The following is a 21,943-nucleotide window of genomic DNA, read 5'->3' on the forward strand; positions in this document are numbered from 1 at the left end:
TTCCAGCCTAGAAGGGCGGGGGATGGGCGGCGGCTCTCGCCTCGTTGAGTCCGCGTTCCCAGCGGATCCGATCGGCCCGATCCTGGGCGCGGGTCCGGCGGCGGGCCGGCATCATCACACCGCGTCCGGGCTGAGCTTGCGTCGGAGCCTGGGTCAGCTTCAGCTCTGCAGTCGGCGCGAAGAGCTGCGGAAAGAACAGCGCGCCGCCAGGTTTCGTGGTGTAGGTACGGCCCGACGGTGAGGTCCAGATGACCGTGCCGTCGGGCAGCTGACGGTCTGCCCAGCCGCCAGCACCAGCGTAGAAAGTCTTCAACAGATGATGCAGCCGGCACAGTAATTTCAGGTTCGACGGGTGCGTCGGACCAAACGGGTACGGCACGGTGTGATCGATGTCCGTCATCGAGGCCGGACGGTCGCACCCGGGGAATCGGCACGTCAGATCCCGGCAGCGGATGAACTCCGCCAGGGCGGTCGACGGTCGATACCGTGGTTCGGCGCTCAACTCCTTGCCTCCGACGACCGGGCGCAGCTTCGCCCGCTTCGCCAGATTTCGTATGGTCTCGGCCGGAATGCCGCCGTAGCCCGGCAACAGAGCCGGGGTGTCCCCTTCGCCGGTGATCGTCTTGGCGTCGGCCAGCAGGTGAATGACGATTTGCCCCGGTGCGGTGTCGTTGCCCGAGCGAGCTGGGCAATCGTCGCATCCACAATCGCAGAACATCGTCGCGTCGCCGTTTGCCCACGCGCCCAACGCATCTGACCGGCGTTGGCGAGTGGTGCGCGAGTCGTCACGGCACACGGTCGCGGCGAGCTGATTGAGTCGCTGGTCGAATGCCGCCGCGTCCGATGCTCGTACGCGACCATAAATTTCGGCCATTCCGTCTGCGGCGGGAGTGGTTTCGATATGTCGGTCATCGTCGGCTCGTCGTGCGGCGCGCACGGCATGCGGATCAAGTTCTCTGACGAACCAGTCGATCCTCTCTTTGAGTTTCTCCTCAGAGCAGGTGTTCCACCCTGCGGCGTGCTGTGCAAGCCGAGTGTCGACGGCGTCGAGTACGTCCGCATCGTTGATCAGGCCGGTGCGGAAGATTGCGGTGATCACGATGCGATATTCGATTGCGCCCGAGGCGAATAACGCGCCAAGCTTCGGTAGCCGCTCAATGAGCTGCACGCCGTAGTCCATCTGCGACGATGCGCGGCCTTGGCTGATGCCGAGCTCGGCACCCACCTCGGCGGCGACTGCTTCCCAATTGTCGACGCACCACTGGGCGCGCTCAGCTGCCTCGACCGATCGCATCCGGCGCTGACAGAGTAGGCCTGCTGCCAGGATTCGCTCGGCGATCGCGACCCGTTCATTGCGCTGCCCGCGGCGCATCGTCTCGAGGAGATCGGCATCAGTTCGTTCTTCGAACATGTGTTCGAGTATACTCCGGACGGCCGACGCGTTTCAGCTGTTGCAGCCACGCATCTCGATCGTCGCGCCCGGACCGGCGGCGGCCAAGGCAGCCCCGTCTGCCTGGTCTTGAAACAGTGCATTGCCCCCGGTGAAGGACTTCGTATCGGGGCTTACCCCGATCGACAGGCACCCCAGACCGGAAGCTAGCACCACGCAGTCGTTGGTCTGGCCCTTGACGTCACACCACAACTCGGCCGCATCCTCGGCGTCTTGGCGGGTCTCGTAGTTGAGCCGCATCACTTCTTGTCCCGTGGAGATCGAGGCGGCCGCGGCCCCCCAACATCCCGGTCTGCACCTGAACTCGAGATCGGCACTCGCTGCCGGCGCCGTCCACAATGCAGCGACAACCGGTGAGCTACCGATCCCAACAACCTCAGCGCAAGCGCAGCCCGCGGGGTGTGCGGGAGAACCCGGCATCCACCAGTGCGTCGGCGGTGGCTTTCCGGTCGGCGTGTGCACCGGCTTCCAAAACGGGTACACCGTCTAGCTTTTCGACCAGCACACCGCTGATGCGCCCACTGCTGACAAGTTCGGCCAGCGTTCCCGCCGCGGCGCGCTGCGCTTCATCGTCGGTGCTGAAGTTCAACAGCGATCGTCCGCCGCGCTCGAGGAACCACACCAGCGCGCCGTCCACCAGAATGACCAGTGCGCCGGCTTTGCGCCCCGGCCGATGGCTGGCGTCGGCGTCCGGGCGGGCCGGCCACGGCAGTGCCGCGCCGTACGGGTTGGCCGGATCGGCGGCCGCCAGCACGACCGCGCGATAGTCGGGCCGCTCCGGATCCACGCCGTCGAGATAGGTCCGCAGCCGGTCGACCGTCGACGCGACGGCGAACTGCGCTCCGCCGAGCGACTCGACGAAATAGCCGCGCTGGCATCGCCCGGCTTCCTCGAAACCGGTCAGCACCTTGTACATCGTGGCGAACCCGCCTGGCACCCCCTCGGCAGCTGCCGCGCCCTTGGTCAGCACACCGTGGCGGCTCAGCAACAGCTCGGCTGAGAAGTGCGCGCGCACAGTTGAATCCGGCTCGCGAGCCGGCACCGCCGACCACCGACCAGCGACCGTCGAATCCACCGGGCGGGCTTGGACGTGCGCCACCGAGTAGCGGCTCAATCGCGGCGCGCGGCGCTGTCGGTGTGCCGGTGCGGCGGCACGACGCGTGCCGGGCCTACGGCCGCCCGCCAGCATGGCGCGCACCGGCGCGAACGTGTCGCCGGTGACCCAGCCGGCCCAGATCAGATCCCACAGAGCGGCTTTCGCGGTGTCCTCCGAACCGCCGACCAGCTGCCGGAAGAAGAACGCGCCGCGCGCCTCGCCGGGCTCGCCCAGGACCTCGAGGATCGCGCGGTGCGCGTCGGTGAAGTCGATCTCGGCGGGAGTCGCGAGCGTCAGCGGTGCGGTATCCGCGTGGTGGAACGTGATCCAGCCGTCGCTGCCCGATATCGATCCGGCCCCTGACCAGGTGACCTCACCGGAGGCCAGCAGCTCGTCGAGCATCGCCGGCTGGTAGTCGCGCACCCGCGGACCGAACACCAGCGGCTCGACCGCCGATGCGGGGATCGGCACCCCGGCCAGCTGGTCGATGACGCTCGCCAGACCGTCCACGCCGGACGTCGCAGAGCTGCCGACCTGCTGCCACGCGGGCAGGAAGCGGGCATAGGCCGCCGTGCTGACCGGTTCGACCTGCGCCCGCAGCGCCGCCAGTGAGCGGCGCCGCAGAATGCGCAGCACCTCGGCGTCACACCACTGGTCAGCGTCTGGCGCGGCGACGAACTCGCCACGAACCAGCTTGCCGTCCACCGACATCCGGCCCAGCACGTCGGCGGCGACTCGCAGTCCGAGGCCGAATCGGGCCGCGGCCTCGGCGGTGGTGAACGGGCCGCGGGTGCGGGCGAAGCGGCCCATCAACTCCCCGAGTGGGTCGGGCACCGCCTCGGTGAAACTTGTCGGCACTCCGACCGGCACGGCGACGCCGACCGCGTCGCGCAGGCGGCCGATGTCCTCGATGCCTGCCCACCAGGACTGCCCGGCGTACGACAGCGGCAGCGCGCGTCTGGCGGCGTGGAGTCCGTCCAGCCACGCGCCGACATCGCTGGCGGTGCAGCGCTCGGCGACCTCTGCCTCGGTCAGCGGGCCGAGCAGGCGCAGCAGGTCCGCTACTCCTTCGGCGTCCCGGGCCTTGCGGTCTTCGGAAAGATGTTGCAGCTGACGGGATGTCGCGGCAATGACGTCGGGGTCGAGCAGCTCCCGGAGTTCGACGCGGCCGAGCAACTCAGCTAGGAGGGTGCTGTCCAGCGACAGTGCGGCCGCGCGGCGCTCGGCCAGCGGGCTGTCGCCCTCGTACATGAACGCGCCGACGTAGCCGAACATCAGTGACGCCGCGAACGGTGACGGCATCGGAGTTTCGACTTCCACGAGTCGCACCCGGCGCTGGGCGATGCGGCTCATCAGGTCGGTCAGCGTCGGAACGTCATAAACGTCCTGCAGGCATTCGCGCACCGCCTCCAGCACGATCGGGAAGTCGGGGTATTTGCGCGCCACATCGAGCAATTGGGCCGCCCGCTGTCGCTGGTGCCACAGCGGCGAACGCTTACCGGGATGGCGTCGGGGTAGCAGCAGCGCCCGCGCTGCACACTCCCGGAACCGCGACGCGAACAGCGCCGAACCGCCCACCTCGGTGGTGACCAGGGGCTCGATTTCGTCAGGGGCGAAGACGAACAGGTCGGCGCCGGGCGGGGCGTCCTCGGTGTCCGGCAACCGCACCACGATGCCGTCGTCGGAGGCGGTGGGTTTCTCGTCGATGCCGTACCGCTCCAGCAGCCGGCGGCTGACCGCCAGCGCCAGCGGACCGTGCACCTTCAGGCCGTAGGGGGAGTGCAGCACCACCCGCCAGTCGCCGAGCTCGTCGCGGAAGCGCTCGACCAAAAGGGTGGTGTCGCTGGGTACGGTGGCGGTGGCGTTGCGCTGATCGTCGAGCAGCTGCCACAGGTTGTCGGTGGCATAGTCGGCGAAACCCAATTCATTGCATCGTTTTTCGAAATCGACACGGCCCATCCCGGCCAGCTCGCCGGTGAATTTGCCGATCGCCTGGCCGAGTTCGGCGGGCCGGCCCGCGTCGTCGCCGCGCCAGAACGGCAACCGCGCCGGTTGGCCCGGTGCCGGGATGACCAGCACCCGGTCGTGGGTGATCTCGGTGATCCGCCAGCTGGTCGCGCCCAGCGAGATGACATCGCCGGGGCGCGACTCGTACACCATCTCTTCATCGAGTTCACCGACCCGCGAGGGCTTTTCGGAATCAGAGGCCAGATACACGGTGAACATTCCGCGGTCCGGGATGGCGCCCCCGGAGGTGACCGCGAGCCGTTGGGCGCCGGGACGAGCGGTCAGTGTGCCGTTGTCGCGGTCGTAGATCAGTCGCGGACGCAGCTCGGCGAAATCCGTCGAGGGATACTTGCCCGACAGCAGATCCAGGGTTGCCTCGAAAGCGCTGCGCGGCAACGTGGCAAACGGTGCACTGCGCCGGACGACGTCGAACCACTCGTCGGCACTGACCGGCTCCAGGGCGCATGCGGCCACGGTGTGCTGGGCCAGTACGTCAAGCGGATTGGTGGGTACCCGCATGGTTTCGATCTGGCCGGCGAGCATGCGCTGCACGCTGACCGCGCAGCCGATCAGGTCGGTCCGGTGCTTGGGGAACAGTACACCGCGGGAGATCTCACCGACCTGGTGTCCGGCCCGCCCGACGCGCTGCAATCCGCTGGCCACTGACGGTGGGGCTTCCACCTGGATCACCAGATCGACTGCACCCATGTCTATTCCGAGTTCCAGGCTCGACGTCGCCACAACGGACTTGAGTCGTCCGCTCTTGAGGTCGTCCTCGACCGCGGCGCGCTGCTCTTTGGATACCGAGCCGTGGTGTGCGCGGGCCAGCAGCGGCTCTGCTCCGTAGGTCTGGCCGCTGCCCATGATGTGCGCCGGTGGTCCGCCGGGCACCTGGCGGTTGGGCGGCGCATCCAGTTCGACGCCGGAGCGTTCAGCATGAATCTCGTTGATACGTGCGGTGAGCCGCTCGGCGAGACGGCGGGAGTTGGCGAACACGATGGTCGAGTTGTGGCCCTCGATGAGGTCGACGATGCGCGCCTCGACATCGGGCCAGATGGTGTTGTTCTCCAGGTTGGCCATGTCGGGCACCGGCACCTGCACGGTCAACTCGAACGTCTTGGCGGCCGGCGGCGCGACGATGGTCGTCGGCCTGGCACCGGACAGGAACCGGGCCACTTCCTCCGGCGGACTGACCGTCGCCGAGAGCCCGATACGCTGGGCCGGTTTCTCCAGCAGCGCATCAAGGCGCTCCAGGGACACCGCCAGGTGCGCGCCGCGCTTGGTGGCGGCCACCGCGTGCACCTCGTCGATGATCACCGTCTCGATACCGGTCAGCGTCTCCCGAGCCGCCGAAGTCAGCATCAGGAACAGCGATTCCGGGGTGGTGATCAAGATGTCGGGAGGCTTGGTGATGAGCTCGCGTCGGCGGGCGGGCGTGGTGTCGCCGGAGCGGACGCCGACGCTGATCTGCGGGGCGGGCACGCCGTCGCGTTCGGCGATCCGGGTGATACCGGTCAGCGGGGTGCGCAGGTTGCGTTCGACGTCGACGGCCAGGGCTTTGAGTGGGGAGACATACAGCACCCGGGTGCCGTCCCGCTCCGGCGCCTGGGCCAGCTGGTCGATCGCCCACAGAAACGCCGCCAGCGTCTTTCCGGACCCGGTCGGGGCGATGACCAGGGTGTTGTCCCCGTCGGCGATCGCTGACCAGGCCCGCGCCTGCGCTGCGGTCGGCTCGGCGAACGTGCCCGTGAACCAGCGCCGCGTCAGCGGGCTGAACCGGCTCATCGGATCGGGGGAACTCACGACTCCAGGGTGCCAGGGGGTACCGACAGATCGAAGGGGCGTTCCCCTCTCCCGACGGACGAAACGACTCCGGCCTGTCCCCGCCGCAGGCCGGAGTCATTCGTCCGGCCAGTGTTCAGCCGGTAGGACGATCATCGACCGGGTACCTGCGCCGTGCTGCAGTAGTTCACTACTGCAATCGGCTCACCGCAGCAGGGCTGCCAGCTCGTCCCGGGTCTTGGTGCCGGTCTTGGCCATCGCCCGGTGGACATGGCTTTCGACGGTGCGCACCGACAGACAGAGCCGATCGGCGATCGCGCGGTTCGACAATTGCTGCCCGACGAGCATGACGATCTCCCGCTCGCGTCCGGTGAACGGCAGCCGTTGGGACGCCTGTCGGACAGCCGGGGTGACCAATCCACCGCACCGTTGCGCCAGCGCCGCGACCCGAGTCGAACAACTCAGTGCGGACCCGCGCTGCTCCTGACGGCGGTGGATCACCGCGGCGTGTGCTGCGGAGTCGGCTGCCGCGATCCGATCACCCAGGTCCTCGAACACCTCTGAAACCGCCGTGAGCTCGTGGGCATCACCGTCGTGCAACGCCGCGGCGAAGCGGGCCGCCGCAGCGGCCCGGGGACCTTCGACGATCGTCGCCAGCTCGGTCAACCGGGCCGTGCAGGTACGGTCGCCGAACTGGGTGACCGTCTGCCAGCACAGCGCCTCCGCCCCGAACTGACCTTTCGCGCAGGCTCTCTCGGCGGCGGCGGAGGCCATCGCGATTGCCTCGCTGACGGCACCCTGGTTCGCGGCCACCCAGGCGCGGGCCAGGCTCACCTCGTAGTCCAGTGATCGGAACGGGCGTCGGATGGTGTCGAGGGTGGCGAGCAGCGCGGCCGCCTCGACGACGTCGCCGTGCAGGGCGAGTGCGGTCACGCGCACGACGCTGTAGCGGTAGCCCCAGCCCATCCCGTGGCCGGCGGCCGACAAACCCAGCGCGGCCTGTCCCAGCAGTCGGCACGCCACGTCGACGTCGCCGGCGCCCAGTGCGGCCCGTCCGGCGACCGCCGCTCCGAGTAGCTGAGCTTCTCCCGGCAGATCGGCGGCTTGCCTGCCGACGCCGTCGGCGACCTCGCCGGCATCGGCGACCCGCCCGGCAAGCAGGAGCGCGGTGAGATGGGCGTCCGCGATGTTGAAGCGCATCTGCGGTGCATCGAATCGGCGCGTCGCGGCCTGATACCCCGACTCGGCGTGGGCCTCGGCTTCGGTGACCTTGCCGGCCTCGCCCGACACCACCGTCAACGCCCACGCGATCTCGGCACCGACGACCGGCGGCAGATCACCGAGGACGAGCGGGTGCGCGGCGTCTCGCGCGGACCGTGGGTCATCGGTGGCGAACCGGTGCACGACGCGGAACGCATCGAGGTAGGTGCGCGCCTCCGCAGACTCGACGCCGGACTCCCGGTCCACGATCTCGATCGCACGCGCCGGGTCGCCGAGCACCCACAACATGTTGCTGGCTCGGTGGAACGCGAGCCGGGCCCGATCGATGTCGGTCAGATCGCCGGCAGCCATCGCTGTCAACACGGCGTCGGCTTCGGCGCCGCGCGATAGCCACGAAAGTGCGTGCGCGCGGACGAAGTTGGGTTCGTGTCCCGCACCGGCGGCGACCGCCGCCGCGGCCAGCCGATCGGCGAGTGACAGGTCGGCCAGCCAGACCGCACCGTGGGCGGCGCGCACCAGAAGGTCCGGGTCGGGTGCGAGATCGGATTCGATGCTCAAAGTGGCTCGCTTCACCACCACCCGGATATCGTCGGCGTCGTTCGAGCGGGCCAGTCCGGCAGCGACCAGTCCGCGCAATCGCCGCAACCGGGTGACGGATGCCCGGCGGCGACGCACTTCGCCATAGATCGGATGGGCAACTCGCGCATGGACACCGCTTCCGGTCGCCTCCAACGAGATCAGGCCGCGGGTTTCGGCCTCCTCGATCGCAGCGGGATCGGCGATGCGCGCCAGGACGGGTAACTCCATCGGCTCGGCGACGGCCAGGAGGTCGATCACATCGCCGACTGCGCCGGGCAATGTGCCGATCCGGGATTCGATCAAGCCGACCAGGTCGGGCGGCAGGACGGGATCGCCGGCCCACACCCATGTGTCACGATGCTGCACGAGTCGCCCGTCGGCGACCTCCTGCTCGACGATGTTGCGCAAGTAGAGCGGATTGCCGTGCGTGAGCTGCCAAATCCGTTGTGCGCACCAGTGTTCCACGGGTCCCTTCAGGGTCGCCGCGAGCAGGGCGGTGGTGTCGTCGAGTGACAACGGCGCAACCGCAATCCGGTCGAATCGGCCGGCCACCGAAATCTCCTGCAGTGCGGCCGGAACGGTCTCGTCGTCACGAATGGTCAGGATGACCTTCGCGGCGCGGCGCTGAACCAGCTGATGCAGGACGAAGATCGACAGGTCATCGAGCAGCTGCGCGTCATCGACCGCGACGACCACATCTGCGGACGACGTTGCGGCAACCAATGACTCGATCACACCCCGGACCAGCTGAACGGTTTCAGACGCGCCACGCCGCGTCCACGCGGCGAACGCACCCAGCGGAATGGACCGGGCCGAGGATGCGCCCACCACCCACCGGCCCTGGAAACCCTGCGCCTCAGCGGCGCTCAGCGCCTCGCGGGCGATCCTGCTTTTTCCGACCCCGGCCCCGCCGGACACGACAACGCCCGCCACCCCCGGCGCCGCGATCGCTGACTCGATGGATCGCATCTGCCCGGTGCGGCCGATCAGCGGCCACGACAAGCGCACGCACCAAAGCCTAACGGCGTCAATCGTCGATCGACGCGAAATCCACCCATAGATGCCGTGGTCCGCGGAACACCTGGTTGCGCCGGTAGGGCGGCGGGTCGACGACGAGCCGCGGTGATCGCACCCGCTTGAGGAATATCTCCAGAGCGACGTTGATCTCCAGGCGCGCCAGCGGTCCGCCGAAACACGTATGGATGCCGCTGCCGAAGCCGAGGTGCTCGTTGTCCGTGCGCATCGGATCGAACCGGTCCGGGTGGGCGAACCGGCGCGGATCGCGGTTGGCGGCCGCCCAGACCAGGAACACCGCCGACCCGGCCGGAATTCGCGTTCCACCGATCTCGATGTCGGCGGTGGCCCAGCGGCTCGGGAAGAACTGCACCGCGCCCTGGAGGCGTTGCACCTCTTCGACCGTGCCCGGGATCAATTCGGGGTTGTTGCGGACCAGTTCCCACGAGCCCTGATTGCGCAGCAGCGTCATCACGCAGTTGCTGATGGTGTTGACGGTGGAGTCATGCCCGGCGACCAGAAGCAGCTGCGCGTTGGATTCGGCTTCGGCTCGAGATACCGGACCGTCCGGGCCGTCGTCGTGCAGGGCGGCCGACAGCAGCCCCGGTGCCGGTTCGCGGGACAGGCGCTCGACCAGATCATGGACGTAGGAATTCAGTTCGGCCATACTCGCCGCGGCTTTCGCCGTCGCCGCACGGCCTTCCTCGGTATCGCGCTCCGGCCCGACGTCGGCGCCCTGCATGAAATCGGTTACCCACCCGTGGAACTGGGGCTCGTCGGCCATCGGGACGCCCAGCACCCGGAAGATCACCGACACCGGGATCGGGTAGGAGAAGTCGTCGACGACGTCCATTCGGGTACCGCCGCGTGCCTTTACTTTGTCCAGCAGTTCGTTGGCCAGATCGGCGACCATCGACTCCATGCCCGGGATCAGATCCGGGGTGTGCGGCGGCCCGAAGTGCCGCATGAACTGCCTGCGCATCCTGTCGTGCTGGGGTGGATCGGCAACCAGCATGCTGGAATCGCGTGTCTGCGCGGCCTCCTGGGGCTCGAGGTGGGCCTGCTTCTCGCCGAACAGGCCCGACGGGCTGCGGCCGATGTCGGAGCTGACCCGCGGATCATGGGCCAGCGCAACGGCTTCGGCATAGCCGGTCACCACGTAGGTCTTCTCCGACACCTTGGCCACGGGATTCTGGCGCAGCTCTTCGAAATACGGATAGGGGTTGGCGCGGTTCTCGAACTTCATCGCCTCGGCCCAGGCGGTTGCGGCATCCATGACGGTCTCCTTACGCCCGCGGACGGAACTGGGCGCTGCGTTCGGTCGGGTCATGTCCGGTCAGCACCACATCGGGATTGCCCGCGGGCTCACGCGGATCGGGGAAGCGGGCCGGCATCGGTTCGGCATCCACCGGCCGGTCGTAGCCGGGCGGTGGGGGAGGGAACGGTGCAGACTTCTCGATCAGCGAGGCGTAGTAGGGCAGCCACTTGCCGTGATTGAAGGTCACCGCGCCGACGATCCGGCCACGCTTGCCATAGGCGGCCGCGAACCGGCGCTCCGACGGCGAACCCTGGGTGAACACGATCTCGTCGCCGAACGAGCACACCCCGACGCTCTTGATGTTGACGCCGAACTGGCCCGACCAGAACGACGGCAGCGGCAGGTGCGGACGCCGGCCGACCTCGAGATGAATCATGTTGTTGGCGGCCACTTCCGCGCCGAACACGGCGTTGTCCCAGTGCTCCTGGGAGAGGAACTCGTAGCCGTAGAGCACGTGCGGGGCGCGCGCGACGTCGCCGGCGACGAAGATGTGGTCGGTCACCACACCGTTGATGTCGAAGGCCCGGCAACCGGCGTCACATGCCAATCCCCACTGGCCCGCGGCCAGGCCCGCCCCGTCGAGCCACTCCACGTTGCGGATCGAGCCGAGCGATGCCACCACCACGTCGACGTCGAGTTCGGTGCCGTCGGAGAAGTGGGCCGACCGCACTTGTCCGGTGCTGTCACCGGACAGGCCCGTCACCCCAACGCCGGTGCGCAGGTCCACGCCGGCGTCGCGCATCATGGCGGCGGCGATGTCGCTGATGACTCCGCCCAGCGCACCCCGCAACGGGCCCTTGCCCCGCTCGGCCACCGTCACGGCCAGGCCGAGATCACGGCAGACCGAGGCTATTTCGGATCCGACGAACCCGGAGCCGACGATCAGTACCCGCTTGGGGCGGTCCTTCAAGGCGGCGGCCAGACCGGCGGCATCCTCCACGGTGCGGACGGTGAAGACACCCCGCAAGGCGCCTTCGGCGGGGTTGGGCCAGGGGCGCGCCCGGGTTCCGGTCGCGATCAGTAGCCGGTCGTAGCCGACGTCCTCGCCGTTGGCCAGTGTGACCACGTGGTTGGGCCGGTCCAGGCCGACCGCCGCGACGCCCAGCTTCCAGTCGGCGTCCACCCGGCGCAGTCGCGGGAGCTTGGTGTGGTCGGCCGGAACCCAGCCCTTGAGTACCTGCTTCGACAGCGGCGGCCGATCGTAGGGTTCGTGCGGTTCGTCACCGACGATGGTCAGTGAACCGTTGAACCCTCTCTCCCGCAACGCCTCTGCCGCGCGCAGTCCCGCCAGTGAGGCGCCCACGATCGCGATGCGACCCTCTGCCCTGAACTTCGCGACCACCTCGTCCAGGTTGTAGGTGCCGATCATGGCGTCTCGCGATCGGCGGGCGGATCCACTTCGACGATGATCGCCTGAACCGGGCACGATGCCGCCGCCCGCAACACCCGCTGCCGTTGCGAATCGTCCGGGTTGGGGTCGTATGCCAAGGCCTCTTCCCCGACCAGTTCGAGCACCTCAGGCGCCAGCGGCACACACTGCGCGTAGCCCTGGCACTTGTTCAGATCGACCACCAACCGCATGAGCGCAGACATTAGACCGGCACATGTCCTGGCTGGCTAGGATTGCGCCAACTTCTCCATGACAGGGCAGCGACAGTGACCGATATCCGTCCATTCCGCATCGCCATACCCGACGACGTACTCGCTGACCTGCGGGATCGGCTGAAGCGCACCCGCTGGCCCGAGCAGGAATGCGTCGACGACTGGAGCCAGGGCATACCGCTGGCCTACACCCGGGAGTTGGCCTCCTACTGGGCCGAGGACTACGACTGGCGGCAGCGGGAGGCCGCGCTGAACCGGTTCGACCACTACCTCACGGAGATCGACGGATTGGAGCTGCATTTCATCCATCAGCGGTCATCGAATCCCGATGCGCTGCCGCTGATCATCACGCACGGCTGGCCCGGCTCGGTGGTCGAATTCACCAAGGTGATCGAACCGCTGACCGCGGACTTCCACGTGGTGTGCCCGTCCCTGCCGGGCTACGGGTTTTCGGGCAAGCCGACGACGACCGGCTGGGGCATCGAGAAGATCGCCACGACGTGGGACGCGCTGATGGCGAGGTTGGGTTATCAGCGCTACGTGGCGCAGGGTGGCGACTGGGGTGCGGCGGTGACCACGCAGATCGGGCGCAACGGTGGCAACTGCATCGCGATCCACACGAACATGCCGATGGCCTTCCCGAGCGGCGCGCTGACGGACCCCACCGACGAGGAGAAGGACGCCCTGGCAGCGGGGGAGTACTACGCCAGATGGGATTCCGGCTACTCCAAGCAGCAGTCCACCCGTCCGCAGACGCTCGGCTACGGATTGGCCGACTCCCCGGTCGGTCAGCTGGCGTGGATCGTCGAGAAGTTCTGGGCGTGGACCGACTGCGACGGCCATCCCGAGAACGCGCTCAGCAGAGACGAGATCCTCGACAACGTGATGCTGTACTGGGTGAACAATGCCGCCGCGTCGTCAGCCCGGCTGTATTGGGAGAGCTTCCGGTCCTTCGGTGCGCAGGGCAAAGTCGAGGTGCCCACCGGGATTGCCCGGTTCCCGAAGGAGATCATGCGGCCCCCGCGCAGCTGGTGTGAGAACACCTACAACATCACCCGCTGGACCGATATGCCGCGCGGCGGCCACTTCGGCGCCTTCGAGCAGCCCGAGCTGTTCGTCGACGACGTGCGGGCGTTCTTCGCGACCGTGCGCTGACTCAGCGGCGGTCGGCCGCCTCGGCCAGCGCCGTCGGGATGCCAGGCACCCGCACGATCGCGTCGAGCAGTGCGTGCGCGCCGGAATCCGCGAGATGGTCGGCGTCGATCGAGGGGTCGAGGACACGCTGGCGGCACAGTTCGAAGGTGAACGCCAGCCACGCGTAGACGATCGCCCGCAGATCACGCTCGACCTTCGAGTCCAGATCGCCGTGGACCACGTCGGTGATCGCGGCCATGATGCGCTGCATCTGCCGCTCGTTGTCGGTGTCGTCGATGCCGCGCAGGACGGGGTCGGTGCGCCCCATCCCGATGTAGGCCGCCCATGCGCCGTGCGGATGCTGTTCGTCGTAGCGGATGTAGGCCACGACGCCGGCCCGCAACCGCTCGAAGAGCGTCTCGCCCTGGGCGGCCAGGGTGTTGGTGGCCTCGAACAGTCGCTCGGTCTCGGCCCGCACCACCGCGGCGAAGAACGCGCGTTTGTCGGGGAAGTAGTGGTACATCAGCGCGCGCGAGACCCCGGCACGCTCGGCTATCTCGTCGATGCGGACCTCGTCGTACGGACGCTGGCCGAACACCTCGGCGCCCAACGCGAGGAGTTCGCTGCGCCGGTCTTGCGGAGACAGACGGCGGCGGGCGGGTGATTCCGGCATGCGGACATACTGACACAAGTACAACAGCCCCAGCTGCCCGGAGGAACACGATGATCAGCGACGATATGCGTCGGCGTCGGCTCGACGTCATCACCGAACACATGGACACCGAGGTGACCAAGGAGTTCGACCGCACCCTGGCAACCTTCAACGGACACCCGCGCTACGAGATCATCCCGACCAAACAGGTCTTCGACGGCGACGACGAAGTGATGACCTATTACCGCACCACGCGCACCGCGTTCCCCGACCAGCGCCACGAGAACGCCAGCTTCCACGTCACCGACGACGGCGTGATCGTCGAGTTCGACCTGCTGGGAACGAATCTCGGTGAGTTCTACGGGCTGCCGCCGACGGGCAAGGCCTTCCGGGTGCCGGTGATCGCGGTGTTCTCCTTCGACGGCGACCGCATCACCAACGAACGGATCTATTTCGACGCCGCCACTCTGGTCAACCAGATCGGCCGCGGTGAGTTGCTCAGCCTGCTGGGCGGTTAGCCGAAGTGCACGCCCTGGGCCAGCGGTAGCTCCGAGGAGTAGTTGACGGTGTTGGTGGCGCGGCGCATATAGGCCTTCCACGAATCCGATCCCGACTCGCGACCACCGCCGGTCTGCTTCTCGCCGCCGAACGCCCCGCCGATCTCGGCTCCGGAGGTTCCGATGTTCACGTTGGCGATCCCGCAGTCCGAGCCGTCGGCCGCCAGGAAACGTTCGGCCTCGCGGACGTCGGTGGTGAAAATCGCCGACGAGAGCCCCTGTGGGACAGCATTGTTGAGCTCGATCGCCTGATCGAGGGTGTCGTAGGTCAGCACGTAGAGAATCGGCGCGAACGTCTCGTTGTGCACGATCTCGGTCTGGGCGGGCATCCGCACCACCGCAGGCGTGACGTAGAACGCCTCCGTCGCCTCACCGCCGACGTGCACCCGCTCGCCACCGATCACCTCGCCGCCGTCGGTGCGCGCCTGCTCCAGCGCGCGGACCATGTCGCGATAGGCGGTCTCGTGGATCAGCGGTCCGACGAGTGTTCCCTCGGCTGCCGGGTCCCCGATCGGGAGGCTGCGATAGGCGGCGGTGATCCGCTCGACGAGAGTGTCGGCCACCGAGGTGTGCGCGATGAGCCTGCGCAACGTCGTGCACCGTTGTCCGGCGGTGCCGGCCGCGGAGAACACGATGCCGCGCACCGCCAAATCCAGATCGGCGGAGGGGGTTACGACGGCGGCGTTGTTGCCGCCGAGTTCCAGCAGCACCCGGCCGAAGCGTTCGGCGACCCGCGGACCGACCTGCCTGCCCATCCGCACCGAACCGGTCGCCGACACCAGTGCCACCCGGGGGTCGTCGACCAGTGCCTCGCCGACCTCGCGGCCACCGAGGACCAGGCGGCTGAGATGAGCCGGCGCTCCGACATCTGCGGCCGCCCGCTCGATGAGCGCCTGACAGGCGATCGCGGTCAGCGGGGTGAGCTCCGAGGGCTTCCACACCACGGTGTCGCCGCAGACCAGCGCCACCGCGGTGTTCCACGCCCACACCGCGACCGGGAAGTTGAACGCGGTGATCACCCCGACCACGCCGAGCGGATGCCAGTTCTCCATCAGCCGGTGCCCCGGTCGTTCCGAGGCGATGGTCCGCCCGTACAGCTGACGGGACAGCCCGACAGCGAAGTCGCAGATGTCGATCATCTCCTGGACCTCGCCGAGGGCTTCGGAGGTGATCTTGCCCGCCTCGATGGTCACCAGGGTGGCCACGTCCGTCTTGTGCTCGCGCAGCAATTCGCCGAGCCGCGCGACCAGCTGGCCGCGAACCGGGGCGGGTGTGGTACGCCAGGACGTAAACGCTTGCGCCGCATCTGCGATCGCGGTGTGGGTCTGCTCGGGTGTGGTCTCGGCGACGGCGAACAAGACCTCCCCGGTCACCGGAGTGCTCGCCGGCAGGCCGGGTGCGCCCGGCTCGGTGAGGTCGATCTTTGCGCCGATGGCATCGAAGGCGGCGCGCACGGATGCGCGCAGATCGTGGGCGGTTCTCATACGGGGGCCTCCTGGGCGGTCGCGTCGTACAGGTCGTAGGGGTCGTGGATGGGGCGGCCGATCGTGCCGGCCATCCAGTCGATGTCGTAACCGGATTCGTCTGCCACTGCGGCGGCTTCGGTGTCGGCGTCCAGATTGGACCGGAAGATCCCGGCGGCTGAGGCGGGCAGGAAATCCTCGTAGACCACCGGCGCTTCGGGGTCCCCGCGGTGGTAGTAGGCCAGGCCCGCAGAGGCCATCTCGCCGTCGGAGGCGGGAAAGAAGTCACCCCATACCGCGGCCGGGTCTGTGTGCGACATCGCGGCGTCATACCGTTCGCGGCCCTTGCGGGTCAGGGCGACACCGCGGGCCTCCACCTCACCGAAGCGCACCCGCAGCGTGCCGTCGGTGACGAGGCCGTCGGGTTCACGGAAACGGCGCGGCTCGGCCAGCGCGCGAAACGACGTCTGCCGCAACAGCACTGCGGGGCCGTCCCAGTGTGGCGGTCCCTGAATGGCATCGATCATCGCGATCCCGCGCTCGTTCATCCGGGCGTACAGGTCGTCGATGTCGAGCACCCGCGGCGTCAGATGATTGATGTGGGTGGTGGGCACCCCGGCGATGTCGGCGGCGACGGCCGAGACGGCGGTCAGTTCGGCGTACCAGGACCGGTCGACCGGCTCGCGCGACAGCGCGAATGCTGCCACCGCACGTGGCACGAAATCCTCGGCCGCTGCCTCGGGACAACCGCCGGCGGCCGCGATGCGGCGGGCATCGGCGATCAGCTGCGGATCGAACAGTTGGCGCCGGTCCAGGAATTCGTCGACGCGCCGGCGCAGGTCGGTATCGAAGAACCGGCCGTCGCGGGTCGCCAGCATCGAGGTGAACACCCGGAACGGGTTGCGCGCCAGCTCGGAAGCGTCCAGCGGGCGAAATGCCGTGGACACCACCGGCACGGGTGATGCGGCTTCGCGTAGATCGTAGTAGCCCACCGGATACATCCCGAATGCCCCGAAAAGTTCTGCCACATCGGATAATTCGGCCGGGGTGCCGACGCGGATCGCGCCGTGGCGCTCCGCGGTGACGCGTTCGATGGAACCCAGCCGCTCGGCGTGCGGATGCCGGGCGGCGTAATCGCGGTTGACGGCCTCGCTGACCTCGACCAGCGTTGTGTAGGCGGGGACTTCGGCGCCGTACATCGTCGACAGTGCCGCGGCGAAGCGTGCTCGCAGCTGCCAGATTTCGACATGACTCACGCAACACCACCGCTGGGATAGTGTGCGGCCATGGCGGAGAGCGCAGACGCGACACCCGGTCTCGACGAGGTCGATCGCACGCTGGTTCGTGAACTCGTCGCCGACGGCAGGGCCACCCTGGCCGAGCTGGCCGCGGCCACCGGCCTGTCGGTGTCAGCGGTCCAGTCGCGGGTGCGTCGTCTGGAGTCCCGGGGGGTCGTCACCGGATACAGCGCTCGGGTGAATCCCGACGCGTTCGGGCCCATGCTGTCGGCGTTCGTGGCAATCACCCCTCTCGATCCTTCCCAACCCGATGATGCCCCCGCGCGGCTGGAACACATCGCCGAGATCGAGGCGTGCTATTCGGTGGCCGGCGAGGAGAGCTACGTCCTGTTCGTGCGCGTCGCGTCGCCGCCCGCGCTGGAGGTACTGCTGCAACAGATCCGTACCGCCGCGAACGTACGAACCCGAAGCACCGTCATTCTAAACACATTTTACAGGGAAAGGGTCTCGCTGCCGAAATAGTTACGGCTAGAGGCGTCGAAAGTGTAAAAATTGCGTTAGTATCGCGTCATGACGGAACTCTTGTCGCGTGACGATCTCCATGTCGTCGACCCTGGAAATGTCCGTACGGTGTTGGCCCGCAGCATCCTGGCCGACGGCCTGGACCTCGTGCTGGACCTGGAGCGGTCGTCGGGGTCGTGGCTGGTCGATGCCCGCGACGGCGCCGAGTACCTCGACATGTTCACGTTCTTCGCGTCGTCAGCGCTGGGTATGAATCACCCCGCACTGGCCGACGACGCGGCGTTCCGTGCCGAGCTGGCGCGCGCCGCGATCAATAAGCCGTCGAACTCCGACGTCTACACGGTCCCGATGGCGCGCTTCGTCGACACGTTCTCCCGGGTGCTGGGCGATCCCGAGCTGCCGCACCTGTTCTTCGTCGACGGCGGTGCCCTGGCCGTGGAGAACGCGCTGAAGGTGGCGTTCGACTGGAAAAGCCGGCACAACGAGGCGCGGGGGATCGATCCCGCGCTCGGCACCCGAGTCCTGCACCTGCGGGGCGCCTTTCACGGTCGCAGCGGCTACACCCTGTCGCTCACGAACACCGATCCGGTGAAAGTGGCGCGCTTCCCGAAATTCGACTGGCCGCGTATCGACGCCCCCTACGTGCGGCCCGGCGCCGATATGGATGCTCTGGAGGCAGAGTCGCTCCGACAGGCCCGCGCGGCCTTCGAGGCGCATCCGCACGACATCGCCTGCTTCATCGTCGAACCGATCCAGGGCGAGGGCGGCGACCGGCACTTCCGGCCGCAGTTCTTGGCCGCGATGCGCCGACTCTGCGATTCGCACGACGCGCTGATGATCGCTGACGAAGTGCAGACCGGATGTGGCATCACCGGCACCGCGTGGGCCTACCAACAGCTCGGATTCACCCCGGACGTCGTCGCGTTCGGCAAGAAGACCCAGGTGTGCGGGATCATGGCCGGCCGGCGGGTCGACGAAGTATCCGACAACGTCTTCGCCGTCAGCTCCCGGATCAACTCGACGTGGGGCGGCAACCTCGTCGACATGGTCCGTTCGCGGCGGATCCTGGAGGTCATCGAGGCCGACGGCCTGTTCGCGCGGGCCGCCGACCTGGGTGCCTACCTGCTTGCCGGACTCGAGGATCTCGCCGGGCAGCTGCCGGAGGTCGGCGATGTGCGCGGGCGCGGATTGATGTGTGCGTTCAGTCTTCCCAGTCCCGAGCGCCGCGATGCCGTGCTGGCCGAGCTGTGGAAGCGCGGCGTCATCATGCTCGGCAGCGGCGGAGACAGCGTGCGGTTCCGCCCGGCGCTGACCGTGTCACGCGCCGAGATCGACCGCGCGCTGGCTGCCCTGGGAGAGGTATTGCGCGCGGCGGTCTAGCATTGGCGACCTATGCGGCTGGCTGCGATTCTCGGTGCGGCGGCGGTCCTGCTCGCCGGGTGCGCGCAGACCGTCGCAGGAAGTGCAGTGTCCAATCCCGCTCAAGGCATCACGCCGCTGCGTGCGGGTGACACCGACCAGGTGCTGATCGGACCGGCGCAGCTGCGCGACATCATCGGCGTGAAACTGCAGACCGATGCCGACCAGACCCGGCCCATTCCCGGGTCCTCGGCCGTCCCCGCATGTTCGGCGCTTGACGCGGCAGGGATGGCTGCGTTCCTCGGCGACAACTCGCTGGGAATGCATGTGATGTTGTTCACCGATGGCGACAAGCACGACCATGTGGTCGCCGAGGCGGTCGCGATCTATGCCGACGCGGCCGCGGCGGCGGCGCAGTTCGCCACCGGAACCAAGAACGCGAAGGCCTGCGACGGTCAGCGCGCGCTGAGCAGCGGCGGCGATGCCGCGTGGAAGTTCACCGTGCCCGACATCAATGCCGACACCGTGCGATGGAGCAAGCAGCAGATCGGCATCCCGTTCGACTGGACGTGCTACGCGGAGGCGCGACTGCGCAACAACGCGATCGTCCAGGCGATGGCGTGTCAGGGTGACGACGGTGGCCAGGTCGCGGTGACCACGATGACCGACCGGATGTCGGCGAGTGTGTGGGAACTGTCCGGGCACTGACTCGGTGGCGGCATTGGTTCACCAATGACGAGAAAGGTCCAGCAACTCGGCTGGACCTTTATCGAAGTTCGGCGTCAATAACTGCGGATGAGCGAGATCAGCTTTTCTTTGCTCAGGCCCGAATAGCCTGAGATCCCAAGTTGCTTCGCCCTTTTCTTGAGCTCAGCGACGGTCCAGCCTTCATAGGCGCAGGACCGACTGGGCCGAAAAAAACGGATGTCGTCGACATCCGATCTCGCCGCAGAGGCGCTCGACATCTCCTACCCCCTTTGCTGAGGTTGCTATTCCCCGGAGAAACTTGTACCCAGAGCCCCCGCTGGGCCAAACATTTCCCTAACTAACGAATCTCGTCCGGGTCCGGATCCTCGACGACCTCGCGTTGGTCCTGCCAATCCAATTCGTTGCTCTCCAGTGGAGGGGCGCCGTCATCGACCGGCACGCGCTCGTCGATATCGAGACTCTCCAGGTCGGCGGACTCTGTCGCGGGCCGGATTTGCTCGATGGCATCGGGAACAGGGACGTCGTCGGGTATGGGGTCGTGCTCGATCATTCGGAACAATTTACCCCTTTGGGCCGCTGCGGTTTCGGTCAGCCAACTGCGGGTACCGGCTTGCCATGACATCCCTGTGGCTCGACGGCGCCGGCGTGCACCAACCCCAAATTGACGGCGACGCAACAAAAGACGCTCCCAACGCGGAGGTCATCGTGGTCGGGGCCGGTATCACCGGACTGGTGGTGGCGGTGCTGCTGGCCCGGGCGGGCAAGCGGGTTCTTGTGGTCGAGGCGCGTAGCGCGGGTGCGGTCGCCACCGGTAACACCACGGCCAAAGTCAGTCTCCTGCAAGGAAGCCGACTCTCGACCATCTCGCAACTCGATGGACCTGGTTCGGCAGTATGTCGAAGGCAACCGGGAAGGCCAGGCCTGGCTGGCACAGTACTGCACAGAGCGCGGGATCGAGCTGCAGTACGAAGATGCCTACAGCTACGCCCAATTCGAGCGCGGACGGCCCACCGCTCGTGCGGAATTCGAGGCCGCCGAGGCTGCGGGTCTCGGCGTGCGCTGGGTCGATCACATGGACGTCCCGTTCGAGTTCCGCGGTGGCGTCCGACTGGCCGAACAGATTCAGTTCGACCCGATGCCCTTCCTGGGTGCGCTGATCGCCGAGTTGCATGAGCGCGGCGGTCGGCTGATGACCGGTCATCGGGTCTACGCCGCATTCCACGTCGGACGGCCGGGTGAGCGTGAAGCTGCGCAGTGCGCAGGGCCGTGAGCAGATCGCCCACGCCGACCACTGTGTACTGGCAACCGGCACAACCATCCTGGACCGCGGCGGCTTCTTCGCCCGACTGCATCCGAGCCGCTCCTATTGTGTGGCCTTCGACGTGCCCGGGACACTTCCGCGACCGATGATGCTCTCCGTCGACCAGCCCACCCGGTCGGTGCGCTATGCCCCGACGGCCGGGGGTGAGCGTTGATCGTCGGCGGCGGCGGGCACACCGTCGGGCGCAAAGACAGCGCACGCACGTCCTACGACGAACTCGTCGGCTGGACCCGACGACACTTTCCCGGCGCGCAACCGACTCACTACTGGTCGGCGCAGGACTACGTGCCCGTCGACGAACTTCCCTATGTCGGGCCGCTGCTTCCCGGTGTTGACCGCTTTCTGGTGGCGACGGGCTTCGCGAAGTGGAGGATGACCAACGGCGTGGCCGCCGCGCTGCTGTTGGCCAAGCGTCTCCTCGGTGGCGAACAGGCACGCTGGGCGCCGGCCTTCGCCAGCTGGAGCCCGCACGAACTCACGGGTCTCACCACGGCGCTGAAGAACAACCTCGAGGTCGGTTGGCACATGGCGGCCGGTTGGGTGACTCCGATCGCCCATCGGAAAGCAGCGCTGCGCGAGGGGGCAGGTTCGGTTAGTGGACCGCCGTGGAACATGGTGGCCCGCAGCGTGGTCGACGCAGATGAACGGTGCGTCTCGCCGGTGTGCACCCATCTCGGTGGCGTGCTCTCCTGGAACGACGCCGAAAAGTCATGGGATTGCCCGTTGCACGGTTCGCGATTCGGACCGGACGGAACCGTACTGGAGGGGCCGGCTACGCGCGACCTGTCGCGCTAACCGATTGCGGCTCAACGTTTGACGGGCACCTGCCCGGGTATGCCAACGCAGTGGTTGCGGCGATGTGCAGCCGCGCTGTGCCGGCCTCAATAGCCCCTCAATAGCCCGTTGTCCCGGTACAGCGG

18 protein-coding genes and 1 pseudogene are annotated in these 21,943 nt (G+C 67.7%); 8 read left to right on the top strand and 11 right to left on the bottom strand.

The window, feature by feature from the left end:
* Positions 1 to 7 precede the first annotated feature (7 nt).
* The 7 genes from CRM90_RS19260 to CRM90_RS19290 all read right to left on the bottom strand — a co-directional run bounded on the left by CRM90_RS19260 (position 8) and on the right by CRM90_RS19290 (position 12,048).
* Positions 8 to 1,411: an HNH endonuclease signature motif containing protein gene (locus CRM90_RS19260; protein ID WP_102808550.1), complete on the bottom strand. Its 1,404-nt coding sequence runs from the start codon at positions 1,409 to 1,411 to the stop codon at positions 8 to 10.
* A gap of 33 nt (positions 1,412 to 1,444) precedes the next feature.
* On the bottom strand, positions 1,445 to 1,870 hold the full coding sequence (locus CRM90_RS31340) for a DUF4189 domain-containing protein (protein ID WP_142391402.1): 426 nt from the start codon (positions 1,868 to 1,870) through the stop codon (positions 1,445 to 1,447).
* A complete protein-coding gene (locus CRM90_RS19270) occupies positions 1,827 to 6,338 on the bottom strand; it encodes an ATP-dependent helicase (RefSeq protein WP_102808616.1) in 4,512 nt (1,503 codons plus the stop codon). Before CRM90_RS19270 ends, CRM90_RS31340 begins: the two co-directional genes overlap by 44 nt.
* Positions 6,339 to 6,539: 201 nt before the next feature.
* The gene (locus CRM90_RS19275) at positions 6,540 to 9,143 is read right to left on the bottom strand and encodes a helix-turn-helix transcriptional regulator (protein ID WP_102808552.1); all 2,604 of its coding nucleotides are present in this window, start codon (positions 9,141 to 9,143) and stop codon (positions 6,540 to 6,542) included.
* 19 nt (positions 9,144 to 9,162) lie between these two features.
* Positions 9,163 to 10,425 (bottom strand): cytochrome P450, encoded by a 1,263-nt coding sequence (locus CRM90_RS19280; RefSeq protein ID WP_102808617.1) that lies wholly within the window; start codon positions 10,423 to 10,425, stop codon positions 9,163 to 9,165.
* Between the two features lie 10 nt (positions 10,426 to 10,435).
* A complete protein-coding gene (locus tag CRM90_RS19285) occupies positions 10,436 to 11,836 on the bottom strand; it encodes an NAD(P)/FAD-dependent oxidoreductase (RefSeq protein ID WP_102808553.1) in 1,401 nt (466 codons plus the stop codon).
* Positions 11,833 to 12,048: a ferredoxin gene (locus CRM90_RS19290; RefSeq protein WP_102808618.1), complete on the bottom strand. Its 216-nt coding sequence runs from the start codon at positions 12,046 to 12,048 to the stop codon at positions 11,833 to 11,835. Before CRM90_RS19290 ends, CRM90_RS19285 begins: the two co-directional genes overlap by 4 nt.
* Positions 12,049 to 12,132: 84 nt before the next feature.
* Between CRM90_RS19290 and CRM90_RS19295 the strand changes: the two genes are divergently transcribed.
* Positions 12,133 to 13,224: an epoxide hydrolase family protein gene (locus CRM90_RS19295; RefSeq protein WP_102808619.1), complete on the top strand. Its 1,092-nt coding sequence runs from the start codon at positions 12,133 to 12,135 to the stop codon at positions 13,222 to 13,224.
* Position 13,225: 1 nt separating this feature from the next.
* Here the strand turns inward: CRM90_RS19295 and CRM90_RS19300 are convergent, their stop codons facing one another.
* The gene (locus tag CRM90_RS19300; RefSeq protein WP_102808554.1) at positions 13,226 to 13,876 is read right to left on the bottom strand and encodes a TetR/AcrR family transcriptional regulator; all 651 of its coding nucleotides are present in this window, start codon (positions 13,874 to 13,876) and stop codon (positions 13,226 to 13,228) included.
* Between the two features lie 50 nt (positions 13,877 to 13,926).
* On the opposite strand from CRM90_RS19300, the gene CRM90_RS19305 reads away from it, so the two are divergent.
* Positions 13,927 to 14,373: an ester cyclase gene (locus tag CRM90_RS19305; protein ID WP_102808555.1), complete on the top strand. Its 447-nt coding sequence runs from the start codon at positions 13,927 to 13,929 to the stop codon at positions 14,371 to 14,373.
* On the opposite strand, the gene amaB is transcribed toward CRM90_RS19305, so the two are convergent.
* Together amaB and hglS are read right to left on the bottom strand one after the other, a co-directional pair.
* The gene (amaB, locus tag CRM90_RS19310) at positions 14,370 to 15,896 is read right to left on the bottom strand and encodes an L-piperidine-6-carboxylate dehydrogenase (protein ID WP_102808556.1); all 1,527 of its coding nucleotides are present in this window, start codon (positions 15,894 to 15,896) and stop codon (positions 14,370 to 14,372) included. The genes CRM90_RS19305 and amaB overlap by 4 nt on opposite strands.
* A complete protein-coding gene (gene hglS / locus CRM90_RS19315) occupies positions 15,893 to 17,131 on the bottom strand; it encodes a 2-oxoadipate dioxygenase/decarboxylase (RefSeq protein ID WP_102808557.1) in 1,239 nt (412 codons plus the stop codon). Before hglS ends, amaB begins: the two co-directional genes overlap by 4 nt.
* 30 nt (positions 17,132 to 17,161) lie before the next feature.
* Between hglS and CRM90_RS19320 the strand changes: the two genes are divergently transcribed.
* From CRM90_RS19320 to CRM90_RS19330, 3 genes are read left to right on the top strand one after another with little or no spacing between them, the layout of a single operon-like run.
* Positions 17,162 to 17,635: an Lrp/AsnC family transcriptional regulator gene (locus CRM90_RS19320; protein ID WP_102808558.1), complete on the top strand. Its 474-nt coding sequence runs from the start codon at positions 17,162 to 17,164 to the stop codon at positions 17,633 to 17,635.
* A 48-nt stretch (positions 17,636 to 17,683) separates the two neighbouring features.
* Positions 17,684 to 19,015, top strand: a complete 1,332-nt coding sequence (lat, locus tag CRM90_RS19325; RefSeq protein WP_102808559.1) for an L-lysine 6-transaminase — start codon at positions 17,684 to 17,686, stop codon at positions 19,013 to 19,015.
* Positions 19,016 to 19,027: 12 nt separating this feature from the next.
* Complete coding sequence (locus CRM90_RS19330; protein WP_102808560.1) at positions 19,028 to 19,702, top strand: sensor domain-containing protein; 675 nt, start codon at positions 19,028 to 19,030, stop codon at positions 19,700 to 19,702.
* Between the two features lie 337 nt (positions 19,703 to 20,039).
* On the opposite strand, the gene CRM90_RS19335 is transcribed toward CRM90_RS19330, so the two are convergent.
* Positions 20,040 to 20,252, bottom strand: coding sequence for a hypothetical protein (locus CRM90_RS19335; protein WP_102808561.1), 213 nt, complete (start codon positions 20,250 to 20,252; stop codon positions 20,040 to 20,042).
* Positions 20,253 to 20,317: 65 nt separating this feature from the next.
* Here CRM90_RS19335 and CRM90_RS30280 point away from each other — a divergent pair.
* The 3 genes and pseudogenes from CRM90_RS30280 to CRM90_RS30290 all read left to right on the top strand — a co-directional run bounded on the left by CRM90_RS30280 (position 20,318) and on the right by CRM90_RS30290 (position 21,818).
* Positions 20,318 to 20,972, top strand: a pseudogene (locus tag CRM90_RS30280) (FAD-dependent oxidoreductase).
* On the top strand, positions 20,938 to 21,177 hold the full coding sequence (locus tag CRM90_RS30285; protein WP_142391404.1) for a hypothetical protein: 240 nt from the start codon (positions 20,938 to 20,940) through the stop codon (positions 21,175 to 21,177). Before CRM90_RS30280 ends, CRM90_RS30285 begins: the two are co-directional and overlap by 35 nt.
* The gene (locus CRM90_RS30290; protein ID WP_142391405.1) at positions 21,174 to 21,818 is read left to right on the top strand and encodes an FAD-dependent oxidoreductase; all 645 of its coding nucleotides are present in this window, start codon (positions 21,174 to 21,176) and stop codon (positions 21,816 to 21,818) included. Before CRM90_RS30285 ends, CRM90_RS30290 begins: the two co-directional genes overlap by 4 nt.
* Positions 21,819 to 21,943 lie beyond the last annotated feature (125 nt).

Source organism: Mycobacterium sp. ENV421 (assembly GCF_002887815.1).
Taxonomy (GTDB): Bacteria; Actinomycetota; Actinomycetes; order Mycobacteriales; family Mycobacteriaceae; genus Mycobacterium.

Excerpts from the sequence above, each read along its gene's own strand:
- lat (WP_102808559.1), top strand. The coding sequence starts at position 17,684 with ATGACGGAACTCTTGTCGCGTGACGATCTCCATGTCGTCGACCCTGGA.
- amaB (WP_102808556.1), bottom strand. The coding sequence starts at position 15,896 with ATGAGAACCGCCCACGATCTGCGCGCATCCGTGCGCGCCGCCTTCGAT.
- CRM90_RS19300 (WP_102808554.1), bottom strand. The coding sequence starts at position 13,876 with ATGCCGGAATCACCCGCCCGCCGCCGTCTGTCTCCGCAAGACCGGCGC.
- CRM90_RS19270 (WP_102808616.1), bottom strand. The coding sequence starts at position 6,338 with ATGAGCCGGTTCAGCCCGCTGACGCGGCGCTGGTTCACGGGCACGTTC.
- CRM90_RS19260 (WP_102808550.1), bottom strand. The coding sequence starts at position 1,411 with ATGTTCGAAGAACGAACTGATGCCGATCTCCTCGAGACGATGCGCCGC.
- CRM90_RS19280 (WP_102808617.1), bottom strand. The coding sequence starts at position 10,425 with ATGGATGCCGCAACCGCCTGGGCCGAGGCGATGAAGTTCGAGAACCGC.
- CRM90_RS19305 (WP_102808555.1), top strand. The coding sequence starts at position 13,927 with ATGATCAGCGACGATATGCGTCGGCGTCGGCTCGACGTCATCACCGAA.
- CRM90_RS31340 (WP_142391402.1), bottom strand. The coding sequence starts at position 1,870 with ATGCCGGGTTCTCCCGCACACCCCGCGGGCTGCGCTTGCGCTGAGGTT.
- CRM90_RS19320 (WP_102808558.1), top strand. The coding sequence starts at position 17,162 with ATGGCGGAGAGCGCAGACGCGACACCCGGTCTCGACGAGGTCGATCGC.
- CRM90_RS19330 (WP_102808560.1), top strand. The coding sequence starts at position 19,028 with ATGCGGCTGGCTGCGATTCTCGGTGCGGCGGCGGTCCTGCTCGCCGGG.
- CRM90_RS19335 (WP_102808561.1), bottom strand. The coding sequence starts at position 20,252 with ATGATCGAGCACGACCCCATACCCGACGACGTCCCTGTTCCCGATGCC.
- CRM90_RS19290 (WP_102808618.1), bottom strand. The coding sequence starts at position 12,048 with ATGCGGTTGGTGGTCGATCTGAACAAGTGCCAGGGCTACGCGCAGTGT.
- CRM90_RS19285 (WP_102808553.1), bottom strand. The coding sequence starts at position 11,836 with ATGATCGGCACCTACAACCTGGACGAGGTGGTCGCGAAGTTCAGGGCA.